The sequence below is a fragment of the Neisseria sp. HMSC067G12 genome (assembly GCF_001812725.1).
GTDB classification, from domain to species: domain Bacteria; phylum Pseudomonadota; class Gammaproteobacteria; order Burkholderiales; family Neisseriaceae; genus Neisseria; species Neisseria perflava.
This window is the reverse complement of sequence record NZ_KV810182.1, coordinates 415,072-432,135: the sequence shown is the minus strand read 5'-3', so window position 1 is coordinate 432,135 and position 17,064 is coordinate 415,072. Positions and strand designations below refer to the sequence as shown.

Genomic DNA, 17,064 nt, shown 5'->3' with positions numbered 1-17,064 from the left:
ACAACTGAAACGTTAAGATATGACAATATATAGAGAGCCTTATCAGGCTTAGTTTGCCGTCTATTCTTTTGCCAAATGGCTTTGCCTTGTGCGGCTGTTTTGTTTCTTATATACCACACATCAATTTCCATAGTTTCAAACTATGAATGGTTGTAAAAAGGCCGTCTGAAAAAAAGAAGCAGGTTTCGCATTGCAAAACCTGCTTCTGATTTTTCAGACGGCCTGTCTGATTACAGAGTACGGGCAACTTCGACGATGTCGAAACATTCGAGTTGGTCGCCTTCCATAATCTCGTTGTAGCCTTTGAGCATCAGACCACACTCGAAGCCCATGCGGACTTCTTTGACGTCGTCTTTGTAGCGTTTCAAAGAAGACAGTTCGCCGGTATGGATAACCACGTTGTTGCGGATGAGGCGGACATGGGAATCGCGTTTGACCACGCCGTCGGTAACCATACAGCCTGCAATATTGCCGACTTTGGATACGCTGATAACCTGACGGATTTCGACCGTGCCGGTTACTTGCTCTTTCTCTTCCGGAGAGAGCATACCACTCATGGCGGCTTTCACGTCGTCAATGGCATCATAAATGATGTTGTAGTAACGGATTTCCACGTTTTCATTCTCAGCTAGTTTGCGTGCGGAAGCATCTGCACGGACGTTAAAGCCGATGATGAATGCGCCGGAAGCAATGGCCAAGTTGACATCAGATTCGGTAATGCCGCCCACGCCGCTGTGCAACACGTTCACTTTCACTTCGTCGGTGGACAGTTTTTTCAGGCTGCCCGCCAAAGCTTCGTAAGAACCTTGTACGTCTGCCTTAATGATGACAGACAAGGATTGGGCTTGGTTTTCGCCCATGTTGTTGAACATGTTTTCCAGTTTCGCAGCCTGTTGTTTGGCCAAGCGCACGTCGCGGTATTTGCCTTGACGGAAGAGGGCGATTTCGCGCGCTTTTTTCTCGTCGGCCAACACCATTGCATCTTCGCCTGCGTTCGGTACGTCGGACAAGCCGAGGATTTCGACAGGGATAGAAGGGCCGGCTTCATTGATGGCTTTGCCGTTTTCGTCAACCATTGCACGGATTTTACCGAATGCAGTACCGGCCAGCAGCATATCGCCTTTTTTCAGCGTACCGCTTTGAACCAGCAATGTGGCAACCGCGCCGCGGCCTTTGTCCAAACGTGCCTCAACAATGATACCTTTGGCAGGTGCATCGACTGGGGCAGTCAGTTCCAAAACTTCAGCTTCGAGCAAGACGGCTTCGAGCAATGCATCGATGTTCAGGCCTTTTTTAGCGGAAACGTCGATAAACTGTACATCGCCGCCCCATTCGTCAGGCACGACTTCGTGCGCAGTCAGCTCTTGGCGGATACGCTCTGGGTTGGCGGCTTCTTTATCGATTTTGTTGACGGCAACCACCATCGGTACGCCCGCAGCTTTAGCGTGGGCAATGGCTTCGATGGTTTGCGGCATCACGCCGTCGTCGGCGGCAACCACGAGGATCACGATATCGGTTGCTTTCGCACCGCGCGCACGCATTGCGGTAAACGCTTCGTGACCCGGAGTATCCAAGAAAGTAATCACGCCGCGAGGGGTTTCAACGTGGTATGCACCGATGTGTTGGGTAATGCCACCCGCTTCGCCTTGTACCACTTTGGCGCGGCGGATGTAGTCCAGCAGGGAAGTTTTACCGTGGTCAACGTGACCCATCACGGTAACAACCGGTGGACGCGGCAATGCTTCGGCTTCAACTGCTTCAACGCCTTCATCCAGGAATGCTTCAGGGTCGTCGGCTGCAGCAGGTTTGCCGATGTGGCCGAGTTCTTCCACTACAATCAGGGCAGTGTCTTGGTCGATAGATTGGTTAATGGTTACCATCATGCCCATTTTCATCAGGGCTTTAACCACTTCGACGCCTTTAACGGCCATTTTGTGTGCCAAGTCGGCAACGGTAATGGTTTCAGGTACCAAAACTTCGTGTACGACAGGTTCGGTCGGCGCTTGGAAGGCGTGTTGGTTTGGCTCAAGTTTGAGTTTTTTGCCTTTTTTACCGCCGCGTACGCGATCGTCGTCGCCATTGCGTGCATTGTTGCGGTCGCGACCACCTTTGCCGCCTTTGCCTTTGGCGTTACGGCCTTGGTTTTCTTCGTCACGGTCACGACGGTCTTCTTTTTTACCGCGCGCGTTGTGTTCGGATTTGCCTTCGCCGGATGCCGCTTTTGCTTTCTCGGCAGGTTTATTGCGTTCGCCTGATTTGGCTTCTTTAGTAGGTTTTGAGTCTTGATCGGCCTGTTGTTTCATGGCTTCACGGCGTGCTTGACGCTCTTGTTTTTCTTTCAACAAGGCTTCTTGATGCGCACGCAGGGCGGCGGCACGACGGGCTTCTTCATCGCGTTGAGCCTGTTCTTCCACGCTGACGACAGGTTGCGGTACGGCAGGAGCGGCAGGTTTGGCTGCCTTTTTCGCTTCTTTGCCTTTGCCGCCTTTGTCTTGTTTGGCTTTGGCAGGTTTCTTGGCTTCGGCTGGTTTTTCAGCTTCAACGGATTTTTCAGACGGCTTGTTGTCTGCTTTAGCTTCAACTTTTGCTTCGGCCTTGGCTTCTACGGCTTCAACCGGTTTGGCTTCTTCTTTTTGGGCTTCGGCAGGTTTGCCTTCCGCTTTTGGTGCGGCTTTGGCTGCTTTCAGTCTGGCTGCTTCAGCCTCTGCTTTGGCACGGGCTTCGGCTTTGGCGGCAGCTTCTGCTTCAGCTTTGGCTTTTTCTTCGGCAGCTTGGGCGGCTGCTTTTTCTGCTTCGGCTTTTTGGTTTTCCGCTGCTACTTTGGCTTTGGCTTCCGCTGCCAATTCTTCGGAAGAAGGAATGGTAACGGCACGGCTGCGGCGGCGTGTTTCCACTTTTACGCCATCAACGGTGCTGACTTCGGTTTTTTTGCGGCGGATGCTGATGGTGCCGCTATTGCTGCCGTTTTTCTTTTGCAGGTAAGCAGTCAACAGTTGTTTGTCGTCAGTGGTTATGCTGTCATTACCACTGTTTTTGTTGACCCCGGCTTCTTTCAATTGTTTAAGCAAATCATCGACGGGGCGGTTTAGTTCGGCGGCAAATTGCGCTACGGTTGTATTACTCATTCAGTACCCCCTTAGTTATTTTCTTCAGTAAACCAGTGTTCGCGTGCAGCCAAAATCACTTTTTTGGCTTCTTCTTCGTCAACACCGGTAATTTCGACCAATTCGTCAACAGACAATTCGGCCAGATCATCGCGTTGGGTAACGCCGGCTTCGGCCAGTTTGCGCAACATATCGGAATTTACGCCGTCTAAATTGCGCATGTCTTCAGACACTTCACCCAGTTTTTCTTCTGCGGCGATGGTAATGGTCAGGATAGCGTCGCGTGCGCGGTTGCGCAGGGTTTCAACAATTTCTTCGTCAAAGCCGTCAATGGCGAGTAATTCTGCCGCTGGAACGTAAGCAACTTCTTCCAAAGTGGCAAAGCCTTCTTCCACCAAGATATCGGCGGTTTCGTCGTCGATGTTCAAGTGGGTGGTGAAGAGGTTGCGGATAACCGCGTCTTCGGCGGCATTGCGCTCGTCGGCTTCTTCAACGGTCATGATGTTCAGCTGCCAGCCGGTCAGGATGGAAGCCAGACGGACGTTTTGACCGCCGCGGCCGATGGCCAGCGCCAGTTGGTTTTCATCAACAATCACGTCAACAGCGTGTTTGTCTTCATCAATCACGATGCGGCTCACTTCGGCAGGAGACAGCGCATTCATTACGAATTGGGCAGGCTCTGGAGACCACAATACGATGTCAATGCGTTCGCCGGACAATTCGTTGCTCACGGCGTTAACACGGGAACCGCGCACGCCGATACAAGTACCTTGCGGGTCGATGCGTTGGTCGTTGGCTTTAACGGCAACTTTGGCGCGTTGGCCGGGATCGCGTGCTACTTCGCGGATTTCCAACAGGCCGTCTGCAATTTCAGGCACTTCGTTGGCGTAGAGTTTGGCCAAGAAGTCGCCGCTGGTACGGCTCAAAATGACTTGTTTGCGGCCGGTATTGCCGATTTCGTCCACACGCAGGAAGAGGGCGCGGATGCGGTCGCCGCTGCGGAAGTTTTCGCGCGGAATCATTTCTTCGCGCGGAATCAGTGCGTCAAGTTTGCCTGCTACGACTTCAACGATGATGCCGTGGCGCTCGACGCGTTTTACCGTACCGGAAACGATGTCTTCTTTAGAAGCGAGGAACTCGTTCAGGTTTTGCTCGCGCTCTGCATCGCGGATGCGTTGCAGAATGATTTGTTTGGCAGTTTGAGCTGCTTGGCGGCCGAAGCCTTCGTTTGGCAGCTGCTCTTCGTAGTATTCGCCGATTTGGATGGTTGTGCCGGGAATTTCTTCTTGGATTTCCTCGATGGTTTTTTCTACGTCGGGGTAGGTATAGTCTTCATCGGCAACAATCAGCCAGCGGCGGAAGGTTTGGTATTCACCGGTATCGCGGTCGATTTCGACGCGCACGTCCATGTGCTCGCGGTCGGCTTTTTTCTTGGCGGCAGTAGAGAGGGCGAATTCAAGGGCTTTGAATACGACTTCCGTTTCAACGTTTTTTTCACTTGCCAGCGCTTCGGCTAGCTGTAACATTTCGCGACTCATTTTCTAGAATCTCCAAGTAATCGGTTTTTAAAATTTAAATTCGGGGCGCAAACGGGCTTTGTCGATGTTGCTCAATTCGATTTGGGCGGTTTTGCCGTCGAAAGAGACGGTAACAATGTCGTTTTCGCAAGATTCGATGCGGCCGATGAAGTTTTTCTGACCATCAATCGGCAGGCGTGTTTTGATTTTGGCGTTCTGGCCGGCAAAGCGCACGAAGTCGGCGGCTTTTTTCAGCGGACGGTCAAGGCCAGGGCTGGAGATTTCCAAACGTTTGTAGTCGATGTCTTCAACCATAAACACGCGGCTCAGATGGTTGCTGACAGTGGCGCAGTCTTCGACGGTGATGCCGCCTTCTTTATCGATGAAAACGCGCAAATCGCCTTGTGCGGTCAGTTCGAAATCGACCAGTTCGTAGCCCAAGCCGGGCAGGGTTTTATCAAGAATGCTTTGAATATCCATGCTTCTCCAGAAGTATATAAACAAAAAAATGGCCGCGCGGCCATTTTTCGTGTGATTTGAAAAATTGGCCTATTATAACTGTTTTCAAGATAAAAGAAAAGTGTTGATTTGGCGTGGATTTTTTGAAGTGATTGCTTAAATGTAAAGGGGAGGGGTGAGGCCGTCTGAAAAGGAAATTGTTGACAAGTTTTGATATAGTACTTATAAAATTATTTTTGAAAACAAAGAATTGGTATTGCTTTGTTTTCAGGCGGCCTTGTATTTCCTGATTTTTCGTGCTTGCACAATGTGCAAGGCGGTTCTACAATTTCTTCATACCCACCGAATAAGAAAGAAGGCCGCCATGTCCGCACACCCGATTTACAATTTTTCCGCAGGTCCTGCCGTATTGCCGGAAGCGGTATTGCGTACTGCACAACAGGAAATGCTCGACTACAACGGTACGGGTTTCCCCGTGATGGCGATGAGCCACCGTTCGGATATGTTTTTGAGTATTCTGCATCATGCCGAACAAGACTTGCGCCAGCTTTTGAATATTCCATCCAACTATAAAATCCTGTTTTTACAGGGCGGCGCGACCACGCAATTCAATATGGCGGCCATGAATTTAGCGCACGGTTTTGCGACTGCCGACGCGGTGGTAACGGGCAACTGGAGCCGTATTGCCTATGAACAGATGAGCCGTTTGAGCAATGCTGAAATCCGTTTGGCCGCGCATGGCGGCGAGCAATATGCCTATAAAAACCTGCCTGCGGTTGAGGATTGGGATATCAACCCGAATTCCGCGTTTGTTCATTTTGCGATTAATGAAACCGTAAACGGCTTGCAGTATCAAAACGTCCCCAAACTTTCAGACGGCCTGCCGCCGCTGGTGTGCGATATGTCGAGCGAGATTTTGTCGCGTGAGTTTAATGTATCCGATTACGGCTTAATTTATGCCGGCGCACAAAAAAATATCGGCCCTGCCGGTGCGACCGTGGTCATTATCCGCGAGGATTTGCTGGAGCGTTGTCCGAACGATATTCCCGATGCGTTCAACTACCGTTCGCACATCAACCGCGACGGTATGTACAACACGCCGTCCACCTATGCGATTTATATGTCGGGCTTGGTGTTCCGCTGGTTGCAAACTCAGGGCGGTGTGAAAAAAATTGAAGCGGTCAATCGAATGAAGGCGCAAACCTTGTATGAGGCGATAGACGGTAGCGGCGGTTTTTACATCAACGATATTCATCCTGATGCGCGTTCCAAAATGAACGTGGTCTTCAAAACCGCAAGCGAAGACTTGGACCGCCGCTTTGTGTTGGAAGCCGAGTTACAGGGCTTGTGCCTGCTCAAGGGTTATAAAACCGTCGGCGGTATGCGCGCCAGTATTTACAATGCGATGCCGCTTGAAGGTGTGAACGCGTTGGCCGAATTTATGAAAGATTTCCAACGACGTTACGGTTAAGATGAAGATATAAAAAGGCCGTCTGAAACTGGGTTTCAGACGGCCTTTTGATTTGAACAAGCCTTATTCGGTCACTTCTTCAGTAATGCTGTCGCGGTAGATGGTGCTGTCGTAAGTCGGCACGGGAGGCGGCAGCAGGTTGTTAAGCGTCAGTGCGGATGGATTCAGCGTCGGGTAGCCGCTGAAGGTTACGGAATAACCGCCGTTGCCGGTACTGCGGACTTTGGCATGCGCGCCCAACGGGAAAGTGGTTTTGTTGGTGATGTGGCCGAATGGGAAGCCGGTCAACACAGGAATCTTGGCGGTGCGCGAAATGTGGTTGACGACGGCGGAGAAGTCGTAGCTGGAATCGTACGTGTCACGGATGGTGCCCATGCGGAAATCGCCGAAGATGATGGCGCGTTGTTTTTGCAAAACACCTGACAGATAAAGCGTATTGAGCATGCGTTCGATGCGGTAGGGTTGCTCGCTGACGTCTTCGATAAAGAGGATGCCGCCTTGAATATCGGGCATGTAGGGCGTACCGGCGAGGGAAGCGAGTACGCTCAGGTTGCCGCCCCATAATGTACCTTCGACGTTGACATCGGTGCGTTGGATGGTCGGAACATCAACGATGTTGACGTTGTTGGTCGTGCCGCGGATGAAAGAATCCATGGTAAAGATACTGGGGTCTGCTTTGCCGAATTCGCTGTACACCATCGGGCCTGCAAAGCTCATCATATTGCCTTTGGCCAACAGTGCGAGTTGGACGGCGCATACGTCGCTGAAGCCGAAGAACAATGTGCCGCGTTCGCGCATTCTGGCGCCGAGTGAGGCAAAGTCGATTTGCGGCAGGATGCGTGCCGCGCCGTAACCGCCGCGCAGGCCCATCAAGACTTTAGGCGTTTCGACACGACCGCTGGCAACGTCTTGGAAGTCGGCGGCGCGTTGGGCGTCGCTGCCGGCAAAGCGCTGATAACGGCGGCTGCCTGCCTGTTGGTTGGTCACGGTAAAGCCTGCGTTGTAGAGGCGGGTCAGGCCGGTGGTCACGCGGTTGGGGTCTTCGGCGAAGCCTGACGGCGCAACAACGCGCAGGAGGTTGTCGCCAGAACGTGGCGGATGGGGTTGCTTAGGTTGCACGGTTTTGGCTTTCGCGGTGGTAGAAGTGGTTTTGGTTTGCGGCGTGGTGGTCGTGCCTGTGCCGCAGGCCTGCAACAACCCTGCGCCTGCCGCGGCAGAGCAGGTACGCAGGAAATGGCGGCGCGTGGTGGAAGTCATTGAGGTTTTCCTTTCGTTATATGTTCAGACGGCCTGAACTGGGCGTGTCGGCCCTTATAGGCCGTCTGAAAGTTTAAGCGATTAAGTTTTTGATTTGTTGCGGCCAATTTTCGAGCAGGGTCATACCGTGTTCGCGTACGGGTGCGGCCCAAATCGGCGCAGGAAAGTTGGCGTCGTTTTCAAAGCGGGCGATGACGTGCCAATGCAAGTGAGGCACAACATTGCCGAGGCTGGCCAGATTGATTTTGGCCGGGCGGAAGACTTGGCGCATTGCGGCTTCAACCTGATACACCATTTCCATGATTTCATTGCGTTCGGCAGGGGAAAGGTCGGTCATCTCGGAAACATGGTTATTCCAAATCACGCGGCAGAATGCCGGTGCGCCGGCTTCATTGTGGACGGCGATAACGCGCAGGTTTGGCGTTTGCAGCAAAATATCTTCGTTGTCGGCAGTGCAGATGGGGCAGGTCATGGGTTTTTCTTTCTCAGTCTGAATAGGAATCGGATGATTTCAATCAGGATTTTTAGAACAAGGTAAATGGCAGTCAGAGATATGAATGCGAAAAGCCACGGTTCAGGTATAAACCACCAAAATAAATAGGAGGGCGTGATTAAGTCGGCACATTCTTCGGCACTCTTAACGTGATCGCACAAGCCAAAGCGAAAAAAATCATTGACATCATGAAAGGGCGAATAGGCGAACATAAGTGCTATGGGCGTCACACAAATCAATGCAATGATGGCAATCCAAAAGAATGGTTTGAGATGTTTGAGTGCAGTCATGGATGAAATGTTATAAAAATTTTGCCGCGCCCTTATTGGCAAGTTCGTCGGCTTTTTCGTTTTCTGGGTGTCCGGCATGGCCTTTTACCCATGTCCAGCGGACATCGTGTTGTTGAACCAAACTATCCAGCTCTTTCCATAAGTCGTCGTTTTTAACCGGTTTTTTGGCGGCGGTTTTCCAGCCGTTTTTTTTCCAACCGCGTATCCAGCTTTCCATGCCGTTTTTGACGTATTGCGAGTCGGTGCAGATGACGACTTGGCAGCGGCGTTTTAGGGATTTCAGGCCTTCGATGACGGCAGTCAGTTCCATACGGTTGTTGGTGGTTTCGGCTTCGCCGCCGAACAGTTCTTTTTCGTGTGTGCCGTAGCGCATAAATACACCCCAGCCGCCTGCGCCGGGGTTGCCTTTGCATGCGCCGTCTGTGTAGAGGTAAACGGGTTTATCCATGGGCATGTCTTTGTCGAATAAGGCGGTATCATTATCATAACATAAGGCCGTCTGAAATATCGGCAAATACGGTTTACGCGTGTAAAATACCCTGCGCTTTATCACTCGTATAGAAAGAAGGCAGATATGGGATTGTTCAGCGGCCTTTTGGGCAATGCTTCGCAAAAAGACGCCGATGCGGTGGAACGCGATTTGGCGAATATCCTGATTGATGGCGAACAGGTAAAAATGGCATTCAGCCTGGTGCGCGATTTGATTGTGTTTACCGAATATCGGCTGGTGTTGGTGGACAAGCAGGGGTTGACCGGCAAGAAAGTGTCTTACCGTTCGATTCCATACCGTTCAGTATCGCGCTTTTCGGTGGAAACCTCGGGTCATTTTGATTTGGATGCCGAGCTGAAGATTTGGGTTTCTTCCGGCGAGGTGCCAACCGAAACCTTGCAATTTAAAAGCGACAAGAGCGTGATTGCCATTCAAAAAGCCTTGGCAGAAGCTGTGTTGAAACCGTCAAAATAGAAAGGAAACATGATGAGCGAACAGCAAGAATTGTTTTGTTACAAGCAGATGCCGGTGTGGACGGCGGACGAGATTCCCGAAGCCTTGTTGTCCAAACACAATACTGCCGCCGGTACTTGGGGCTGCCTCAATGTCCTCCAAGGCCGTCTGAACTTCAATGAAGTGGACGAGGCGGGCAATGTTACGTCCACGCACGAGCTGACGCCTGAAAGCGATGATTGGATTATCCATCCGCAAGCATGGCACTTTATCGCGCCGCAAACGCAAGACACGGAAATCCAACTGTCGTTTTACTGCGAGGCGGCAGACTATTTCAATAAGAAATACGGCATGAGCGCGACACATTCGGCCGTCCGTGCTGCCGAAGGCATCGTACCTGTCGGCAAGGTTTTGGATATGGGCTGCGGTCAGGGCCGCAATGCGCTGTATCTGGGTTTGAAAGGTTTTGACGTTACCGCTGTCGATAATAATCCCCATGCGGTTCAAAACGTGGAAGAGCTGGCGCGTATCGAAGAGTTGAATGTCCGCGCGTTTGAATACGACCTCAACGCCGCCAATATTCAGGAAAACTTCGATTATATGGTGGCGACCGTGGTGTTTATGTTCCTGATGCCGCGTTACGTTCCTGACGTGATTGCCAATATAAAGGAACACACCAACCCCGGCGGCTACAACCTGATCGTGTCTGCGATGGATACGGAAGATTTCCCTTGCCCGATGCCGTTCCCGTTCAAGTTTAGTGAGGGCGAGCTGCGCGAATACTATAAGGATTGGGAATTGGTGGAATACAAGGAAGAGCTGGGTTCGATGCACGCGAAAGACGAATTCGGCAATCCGATTCAGTTTAAATTCGTTACCATGCTGGCGAAGAAACCGGAATAAAGGTTTTGCCGTCAAAAGGCCGTCTGAATTCAGTTTTCAGACGGCCTTTGCCGTAATCAATCCACAATCCTTTTGCCCAAAATCACCACGTCTGCCAACATGGTTTCCAAGTCGCAGACTTGTGGCAGCCGCCCCCATTCTTCAAAACCGAAACGGTGAAACAGGTTCAGGCTCGGATAGTTGTGGCCGAACACAAGCGCGATGACGTTGTGGATGTCTAAGGACGGTGCGCGTTCGAGCATGTGCCGCAACAGGATTTTGCCCACGCCTGCGCCGCGCATATCGTGGCGGACATAAATGCTGACTTCCGCGCTGATGTGGTAGGCGTAGCGCGGATGGTAGTCACTGAAACTGCCCCATGCCAATACGGTGCCGTCGGCATCGTAAAGGGCGTAGATCGGGCGTTTGTCCGTGTGCGCGGCAAACCACATTTCACGCTCGGCAACCGTGGTCGGCGACAAATCGGCCGTGGATTGGCGCGTGGCCACGGTGCTGTTGTAAATATCGACGATGGCGGGCAAGTCTTGGCGCAGGGCAGGACGGATGGTGTATTGCATTTCAGACGGCCTGTTATTGAATTAGTTTGGAGATAGTCTTAAAGGCCGGATGTTTGGCATCGCCGAGCAGTTGGAACAAAATACTTTCGACATTGGAAACGATAATGCCTTGACGGCTCATTTGCGCCAAACCATTGTCGCGGTTGGCCGTTGTGCGCGAGGCGGTGCATTCGAAAGGCAGGAATACGGCGTAACCTTGCGCCTTCAAATCCAAGGCCGTCTGAAGCATACAGATATGCGCTTCAGCACCCATCAAAATAACGTTTTTAATGTCGTTTTTGCGTAAGATTTCCTGAATTTCGGGCAAAAACGCCGAAAATTGGGTTTTCTCGACAATCGGCGTGCCTTCGGGCAACAGCAGCGATACGGCGGATACGGTGCTGCCCAAACCTTTCGGATATTGTTCGGTTACGGCAAAGGGGATGTCCAAAGCCGTCAAACCTTGAATCAGCAGGCGGCAGCGTTCCAACATTTCATCCGCGCCGGAAAGGGCGGGCAGCAGGCGTTCTTGAATATCGACAATCAGACAAAGCGTATTTTTCGGGTTCATGGCTTTTCCTTTCAGACGGCCTTTACAGCAAAATCGTTGAATCAGAATGCAATCATATAACAAGCCGCTGGAAAAGTATTGCAGCTTGCCCTGTTTTAAAGCCCGAAATTCTTTTAAAATACCGCCTGATTTGAATTGATAGAGACCGACAACATGAATTTATACCAAACCGTCGAACGTGAAGCCCAAGCAGCCTTTGCCGCCGCAGGCATTGCCGACAGCCCCGTTGTTTTGCAGCCGACCAAGAATGCCGAACACGGCGATTTCCAAATCAACGGCGTGATGGGTGCGGCGAAAAAAGCCAAACAAAATCCGCGCGAGTTGGCGCAAAAAGTGGCCGAAGTATTGGCGGACAACGCTGTGATTGAAAGTGCGGAAGTAGCCGGCCCGGGCTTTATCAACCTGCGCCTGCGTCCTGAGTTCCTCGCCCAAAACATTCAGACGGCCTTAAACGACGCGCGTTTCGGCGTAGCAAAAACCGACAAACCTCAAACCGTCGTTATCGACTATTCTTCGCCTAATCTTGCCAAAGAAATGCACGTCGGCCACCTGCGTTCCAGCATCATCGGCGACAGCATTTCGCGCGTGTTGGAATTTATGGGCAACACCGTTATCCGTCAAAACCACGTCGGCGACTGGGGTACGCAGTTTGGCATGTTGGTCGCTTATTTGGTTGAGCAGCAAAAAGACAATGCCGCGTTTGAGCTGGCTGATTTGGAACAGTTTTACCGTGCCGCCAAAGTACGCTTTGACGAAGATCCTGCCTTCGCTGACACTGCACGCGAATACGTTGTGAAGCTACAAGGCGGCGATGAAACCGTTTTGGCGTTGTGGAAACAGTTTGTCGATATTTCGCTCTCGCACGCCCAAGCCGTTTATGACACGTTGGGCCTGAAACTGCGTCCAGAAGACGTGGCGGGCGAATCGACATACAACAACGATTTGCAGCCCGTGGTCGATGATTTGGCTCAGAAAGGTTTGGCAGTCGAAGACGACGGCGCGAAAGTCGTGTTTTTGGACGAGTTCAAAAACAAAGAAGGCGAACCTGCCGCATTTATCGTGCAAAAACAAGGCGGCGGCTTCCTTTATGCTTCCACCGACTTGGCGTGTTTGCGCTACCGCGTCGGTACGCTTCATGCCGACCGCCTGTTGTATGTCGTCGACCACCGCCAAGCCCTGCACTTTGAGCAACTCTTTACAACTTCCCGCAAAGCAGGCTATCTGCCGGAAGATGTAAAAGCCGAGTTTATCGGCTTCGGCACCATGATGGGCAAAGACGGCAAACCGTTCAAAACGCGCAGTGGCGACACCGTGAAACTGGTTGATTTACTTGATGAAGCGATCAATCGAGCCGAACAAGTCGTAAAAGAGAAAAATCCAAAATGGCAATTAACAACAGAATTAGAAGATGGATTAAAAAAGATTTCTTCTTTAACTAATTCTGATAATTTAAAAAATAAATTAAAGTACAACTTAGAAAATAAAAAGTTGGAAATTACTTTGGAAAACGATGTTGTGTATCATCTTCCTATCGATAAGATTGACAAGATTGTCAGAGGAGCAGAGGAATATACTGATACAGCATTAAGTGATGCAGAGAAAATTGCCCGAGTTGTCGGCATCGGCGCAGTCAAATATGCCGATTTGAGTAAAAACCGCACCAGCGATTATGTGTTCGACTGGGATGCCATGCTTTCGTTTGAAGGCAACACCGCCCCCTACCTGCAATACGCCTACACACGCGTGCAAAGCGTGTTCCGCAAAGCAGGCGAATGGGATGCAACCGCGCCAACCGTTTTGACCGAACCGCTGGAAAAACAGCTTGCCGCCGAGTTGTTGAAATTTGAAGACGTACTGCAAAGCGTGGCAGACACGGCATATCCGCACTACCTCGCCGCTTACCTCTATCAAATCGCCACTTTGTTCAGCCGCTTCTACGAAGCCTGCCCGATTCTGAAATCAGAAGGCGCAACCCGCAACAGCCGCCTGCAACTGGCGAAACTCACCGGCGACACACTGAAACAAGGCTTGGAATTGTTGGGCATTGATGTATTGAATGTGATGTAAGTTTTTGAGTAAAAACGATGAAAGGCCGTCTGAAACGTTGCAGGTTGCAAGGTTTCAGACGGCCTTTTTTATGCTTTGAAAAATATTGTGATGCTGTTGATTTTGAGCCTAAGCGGTTTTGAATTTGCTCAGGTAATGCATTCAGACGGCCTTGTCTTTATTTCAAATTGCTTGCCAACAACCAAGCTTGTGCTTCGGTGGCGTCGCTGAAATATTTGGGATGTTGGTTGGTCAAGAGGCTGGAAAGGCGCGCGCCGAGTTTGATCCAAATGTCGTCGGTAATGACGGCAACGCGGCCAAAGTCGGTTTCGTGTTGGTTGAGGAATTTGATTTGTTCGACCGCCATATCGATGGTGAAGTCTTTCAGCATGGACAAATCCAACAGGATGTCGGGCAGATGGATTTTTTGTTTTGCGGCCAACAAGGCTTCTTCCAATTGGCGGAAATCGTCCAAAGTGAACTCGTTGTACAGCGCTACGTTTAAGCCGTAAGATTGTTCGCGGATGGAAATCATGGTGTTCTCCTTGTTAAATTATTGCTTCATCAGAAATTTTTTGATTGAGGCCGGAGTAAAGCTGCTGAACACGCCGCCTGCAACAATGATAACCATGCCGGCGGCTTCCTGCCAAGTGATTTTATCGCCGAAAAGCAGTACGCCGGACAGGGCGGAGAAAACGACGGTCAGGTAGGAAAGCGAGGCAACGGTAAATTTCTTGCCGACCTTGTAGGCGCGGGTCATGGCCAGTTGGGCAATCATGGCAGAGATGCCGATGCCGGCCAGATAGGGCAGGGAAGAGACGGTCAGCGGATGCCAGCCTGTGATGGTGCTCCAGACTGCGCCCATAATCAGGCCGGTAAGCGAGAGGTAAAACACCACGCGCCAGCCCGGTTCGCCCAAAAGCGAGAGTTCGCGCACTTGCAAATACGCCCAGCCTGACATGGCGCCGCCTGCCAAACTGATCAGTGCGGCAAATTCCTGTCCGCCTTGAAAAGATGGATTGAGCAACAGGATAACGCCGATAAAGCCCATAATCAAAATGGCTTGGGTATAAAGCGTAATTCGTTCTTTTAAAATGAAAAATGAAAAGATGGCAAGCCAGATGGAGGAGGTGTAGTTGAGCGTGACGCCTGTTGCCAGCGGCAGATGTATGACGGAATAAAGCGTGCACATCATGGCAAGCGTGCCGATGACGCTGCGGTTGAGATGGGTTTTCCAATGCGGCGTGGAAAATGTGTTGCCTTGCGCTTTGGCCATGATGCCTAAGAACAGGGTGGAGACCAGCATGCGCCAAAAGACCAGCTCGCCGCTGGAAAAGCCGAAATGTGTAGAGGCGGCTTTGACGGAGAGGTTCATGACGGTAAAGCTGAGCGCGGCAATAACCACCCATGCCGAGCCGAGCGGATCTTTTCTGATGGTTTCCATTTGATGGGTATGTAAAGCGATTTTATTAGTAAGAAAATATTATACAGGTCAATCAGGCCGTCTGAAAAATATCGTTGGGTTTCAGACGGCCTTTTTATTAGAAAATAAGAATTATTATTGAGTAATGAGGTGGGTTTTTATAGAATGGAAGCCCTGTTTTAAGAAAGGCTTGCCATGAAAGTATCTAATATTTCTGCTGTATTGCTGTCTGCTTTGTTTTCCGTTGCCGTTTCTGCCGCGCCTTTGGGAGAGGTTTCTTCCGAAAACGGTAAAATTTTCAGCGGCGAAAATTACATGGTTGTTAAGAAAGACATGAAGAAAGGGGAGCAGATTAAGCCGCACGATCATCCGGGTTTTAAAACGCTGATTTTTGCCGTTGGAAAAGGAAGCTTTGACGTAACGTTGAATCAGACTGAAAAACATACGGTCGGCGCAGGCTCGGTGTTGAGGTTTGGCGGCGATGCAGTGATTGAGGCAGTTGCAACCGAAGATGCAGATGTGGCAATTACTTTGATTAAGTAAACCGATAGATGATAAAAGGCCGTCTGAAAAATGATGTTTCAGACGGCCTGGTTTATTCAGTCAACCATTACCATTAAGCGCAAATCAAATAGATGAAGCCGGAGCCGAAGATGTCTGCCAAGGCGTGAATCAGGAAAAACGGCAGCAGGTTTTTGACTTTGTATTTGTAGAAGAAGTAGTACATCAAGCCGAAAACAACGCCGATAACGGTCGCCCAAAGCATACCTTGGTAAGTATGGAAGGAGACGCGCACCAAGGTTGAATAGGCCAATGCCTGCCATTTGTATTTGTCTTCCACGCAGGTTAAAAGGCCGAGGAAACAGAATTCCTCATAAAAGCCGTTTAAAAGGCCGTAGAGGATGGCCATCGGCGCAAGGGCGGCGAATTTGTCGAAGATGGATAATGGTTTGATGTATTGAAAGATTTCAGTGGTAAAGTAATTGTAGCCGCCGCTTAACGAAGTTACCGCATCGGCGGTCAGACCCATCAGGATAAAAATCACAGGCGTCCAAAACAATACGCCTAAATTAAAGCGAATCGGCAACTGTTTGAAGTCGAAACGGCGGATAACGAGGTAAATCAGAGCAATAGCAAGCAGCGTCAACTGCAGGCTCATGTTTTCAGAATAAGCCACGCCGGTTACCGCAGTATCGCGCGCCTCTTCGGCAACCGCGGCTGTTTCCACTTGCGGCATCAGGCTGGCGATATAAAGTTGGGTAGAACGGTAGGCAAATTGACCGAACAGGATAGCGGTCACAATCAGCATGTCAAACCAGCGCAAATGGCGCAAAGGCTCTTTAGGGCGGATAGCGGCGAGTATGCTCATATTCTCCTCTTTGCTCTAATAAATAACGGTGCGCAATAGTTACATAAACATACAAAAATCGTCAACGATTATCACAATAAAACATGAATTAAAAATCAGACCGTTTCAGACGGCCTGAAGCGCTTCTAAAAATGCCATATTTTTCGAAGGGTTTATCTTCAAAAATATGGCATAATCACTTTATTGCAAACCAAGGAATCTTATCGTGAGTATTTCTCTGTCCCAATATCTGCTCTACCTGCAATACATGTTGGCAGGTATCGCCATGACCGTTGTTTTTGCTGCCGTATATCTGCGGATTACACCCGTTGAAGAATTGCGCCTGATTAAAAACGGCAACCTTGCCTGCGCCTTGTCATTTGGCGGCGCGTTGGTCGGTTTTTGTCTGACGCTTGCCTCAAGCATTGCACACAGCGTCAGCTTCATCGATTTTATCCTGTGGGCCCTTGCCGCAGCCGTAATTCAGATTTTTGTCTATTTCGCTGCGACAATGATGATTAAAGGCGCTACCGCAGAACTCATCGGTAACAATGTTGCCGTCGGCGCGTTGTTTGGTGCAGTGTCCATCTCGATCGGCATTTTGAATGCGGCTTGCTTGACTTGATTTTGATGGTCGGTTGGATAGCAAAAGATGTGCTGTTCCTGACTCCTACCTAGAAAAATTATCGGTAGATTTTTTTGA

General features: G+C 50.4%; 18 protein-coding genes. 6 read left to right on the top strand and 12 right to left on the bottom strand.

What is annotated here, in order from left to right; genetic code table 11:
* Positions 1–230: 230 nt before the first annotated feature.
* From infB to rimP, 3 genes are read right to left on the bottom strand one after another with little or no spacing between them, the layout of a single operon-like run.
* The gene (gene infB, locus HMPREF2871_RS02080; protein ID WP_049344403.1) at positions 231–3,125 is read right to left on the bottom strand and encodes a translation initiation factor IF-2; all 2,895 of its coding nucleotides are present in this window, start codon (positions 3,123–3,125) and stop codon (positions 231–233) included.
* 11 nt (positions 3,126–3,136) lie between these two features.
* Positions 3,137–4,642 (bottom strand): transcription termination factor NusA, encoded by a 1,506-nt coding sequence (nusA, locus tag HMPREF2871_RS02075; RefSeq protein ID WP_049335384.1) that lies wholly within the window; start codon positions 4,640–4,642, stop codon positions 3,137–3,139.
* A gap of 27 nt (positions 4,643–4,669) precedes the next feature.
* Complete coding sequence (gene rimP / locus HMPREF2871_RS02070; protein ID WP_003685973.1) at positions 4,670–5,101, bottom strand: ribosome maturation factor RimP; 432 nt, start codon at positions 5,099–5,101, stop codon at positions 4,670–4,672.
* Positions 5,102–5,444: 343 nt separating this feature from the next.
* Between rimP and serC the strand changes: the two genes are divergently transcribed.
* Positions 5,445–6,551 (top strand): phosphoserine transaminase, encoded by a 1,107-nt coding sequence (gene serC / locus HMPREF2871_RS02065; RefSeq protein WP_049344401.1) that lies wholly within the window; start codon positions 5,445–5,447, stop codon positions 6,549–6,551.
* A 63-nt stretch (positions 6,552–6,614) separates the two neighbouring features.
* Here serC and HMPREF2871_RS02060 read toward each other — a convergent pair whose 3' ends face one another.
* The 4 genes from HMPREF2871_RS02060 to rnhA all read right to left on the bottom strand — a co-directional run bounded on the left by HMPREF2871_RS02060 (position 6,615) and on the right by rnhA (position 9,039).
* Entirely contained in the window at positions 6,615–7,808 is a 1,194-nt protein-coding gene (locus tag HMPREF2871_RS02060) for an LD-carboxypeptidase (RefSeq protein WP_049344399.1), read from the bottom strand.
* Between the two features lie 73 nt (positions 7,809–7,881).
* Positions 7,882–8,280, bottom strand: a complete 399-nt coding sequence (locus HMPREF2871_RS02055; RefSeq protein ID WP_049335390.1) for an HIT family protein — start codon at positions 8,278–8,280, stop codon at positions 7,882–7,884.
* Entirely contained in the window at positions 8,277–8,591 is a 315-nt protein-coding gene (locus HMPREF2871_RS02050) for a hypothetical protein (protein ID WP_049335391.1), read from the bottom strand. The genes HMPREF2871_RS02055 and HMPREF2871_RS02050 overlap by 4 nt, the downstream gene beginning before the upstream one ends.
* 10 nt (positions 8,592–8,601) lie before the next feature.
* Entirely contained in the window at positions 8,602–9,039 is a 438-nt protein-coding gene (gene rnhA / locus HMPREF2871_RS02045) for a ribonuclease HI (RefSeq protein WP_049335392.1), read from the bottom strand.
* Positions 9,040–9,165: 126 nt separating this feature from the next.
* Between rnhA and HMPREF2871_RS02040 the strand changes: the two genes are divergently transcribed.
* Positions 9,166–9,555 (top strand): PH domain-containing protein, encoded by a 390-nt coding sequence (locus HMPREF2871_RS02040; RefSeq protein WP_004519323.1) that lies wholly within the window; start codon positions 9,166–9,168, stop codon positions 9,553–9,555.
* Between the two features lie 12 nt (positions 9,556–9,567).
* Positions 9,568–10,437, top strand: coding sequence for an SAM-dependent methyltransferase TehB (gene tehB, locus HMPREF2871_RS02035; protein WP_039861960.1), 870 nt, complete (start codon positions 9,568–9,570; stop codon positions 10,435–10,437).
* A gap of 56 nt (positions 10,438–10,493) precedes the next feature.
* On the opposite strand, the gene HMPREF2871_RS02030 is transcribed toward tehB, so the two are convergent.
* Positions 10,494–10,994, bottom strand: a complete 501-nt coding sequence (locus HMPREF2871_RS02030) for a GNAT family N-acetyltransferase (protein WP_004519325.1) — start codon at positions 10,992–10,994, stop codon at positions 10,494–10,496.
* Positions 10,995–11,007: 13 nt separating this feature from the next.
* On the bottom strand, positions 11,008–11,544 hold the full coding sequence (locus HMPREF2871_RS02025; RefSeq protein WP_004519326.1) for an isochorismatase family protein: 537 nt from the start codon (positions 11,542–11,544) through the stop codon (positions 11,008–11,010).
* A gap of 153 nt (positions 11,545–11,697) precedes the next feature.
* Between HMPREF2871_RS02025 and argS the strand changes: the two genes are divergently transcribed.
* Entirely contained in the window at positions 11,698–13,611 is a 1,914-nt protein-coding gene (gene argS / locus HMPREF2871_RS02020) for an arginine--tRNA ligase (RefSeq protein WP_049344397.1), read from the top strand.
* 157 nt (positions 13,612–13,768) lie between these two features.
* Here argS and HMPREF2871_RS02015 read toward each other — a convergent pair whose 3' ends face one another.
* Both HMPREF2871_RS02015 and HMPREF2871_RS02010 read right to left on the bottom strand, forming a co-directional pair.
* Complete coding sequence (locus tag HMPREF2871_RS02015; RefSeq protein ID WP_003745709.1) at positions 13,769–14,125, bottom strand: SpoIIAA family protein; 357 nt, start codon at positions 14,123–14,125, stop codon at positions 13,769–13,771.
* 18 nt (positions 14,126–14,143) lie between these two features.
* Positions 14,144–15,034 (bottom strand): DMT family transporter, encoded by an 891-nt coding sequence (locus tag HMPREF2871_RS02010; protein WP_049344395.1) that lies wholly within the window; start codon positions 15,032–15,034, stop codon positions 14,144–14,146.
* A gap of 174 nt (positions 15,035–15,208) precedes the next feature.
* Between HMPREF2871_RS02010 and HMPREF2871_RS02005 the strand changes: the two genes are divergently transcribed.
* A complete protein-coding gene (locus tag HMPREF2871_RS02005) occupies positions 15,209–15,556 on the top strand; it encodes a cupin domain-containing protein (protein ID WP_003686176.1) in 348 nt (115 codons plus the stop codon).
* 73 nt (positions 15,557–15,629) lie between these two features.
* On the opposite strand, the gene HMPREF2871_RS02000 is transcribed toward HMPREF2871_RS02005, so the two are convergent.
* Positions 15,630–16,382, bottom strand: a complete 753-nt coding sequence (locus HMPREF2871_RS02000) for a CPBP family glutamic-type intramembrane protease (protein WP_049344393.1) — start codon at positions 16,380–16,382, stop codon at positions 15,630–15,632.
* Between the two features lie 205 nt (positions 16,383–16,587).
* Here HMPREF2871_RS02000 and HMPREF2871_RS01995 point away from each other — a divergent pair, with 205 nt between their 5' ends.
* Positions 16,588–16,986: a DUF350 domain-containing protein gene (locus HMPREF2871_RS01995; RefSeq protein WP_039861961.1), complete on the top strand. Its 399-nt coding sequence runs from the start codon at positions 16,588–16,590 to the stop codon at positions 16,984–16,986.
* Positions 16,987–17,064 lie beyond the last annotated feature (78 nt).